At 59.6% G+C, this 626-nt stretch carries 1 protein-coding gene; it reads right to left on the minus strand.

Annotation, left to right across the window (positions count from 1 at the left end; translation table 11 throughout):
* Nucleotides 1-32 precede the first annotated feature (32 nt).
* A complete protein-coding gene (locus ACLD7X_RS17850) occupies nucleotides 33-563 on the minus strand; it encodes an isochorismatase family protein (protein WP_411425032.1) in 531 nt (176 codons plus the stop codon).
* Between the last annotated feature and the right edge of the window lie 63 nt (nucleotides 564-626).

The following is a 626-nucleotide window of genomic DNA, read 5'->3' on the forward strand; positions in this document are numbered from 1 at the left end:
CTGCCGGCCTCCACTCCGGCAGACAGTGTGAATCACTTTCCCGCTGATTTGGGAATCCCGAGAGATTCATTCAGGTCGGATGCCGCTCTAATCGCATCGATCACGCTGGCACGTATGCAGCCGCTTGTCGTGCAGCCGGCGACGACGAGTGTGTCCGCGCCCCTTGCGATCAAGACATTCGTGAGATTTGTGCAGAAGAAAGCTGAGGCCTGCGTCTTGCGCACGATCAGCTCGCCGGGCAACGGAGAGAGCTCTGCCACCACTTGGCTTGCATCGGAATGTTCGGTGAGGTCCCGAAGTCGCGGCACCTTCTCACACCACACTCCTGAATCCGACCCGTCATCGGCATAGATGATCCGGGTGAAGGCAACCGGCATGCCCCGCGCGCGGAAGAAGGCCAGCAGCGGAACGGTGGCCGTGACCGCATCGTTGATGTTGCCGCCGCCTAGTATCTCCGGATCGACGAAGCCGTTTACGAAATCGACGACGAGCAAGGCCGTTGACCTTCCGAAGCCGCTCTTCTGGCCGAACTGCTGCCTCGCGTAGATGCTGTCGCTGCTCAAGCGCGTTCACCCTAATGAAGATCGGAGAATAGGGTCCAAGACGTTGCCCAGGCAAGATCGTTA

It is taken from the genome of Aphanothece microscopica RSMan92 (genome assembly GCF_046613545.2).
In the GTDB taxonomy this organism is placed as follows: Bacteria; Cyanobacteriota; Cyanobacteriia; order PCC-6307; family Cyanobiaceae; genus NIES-981.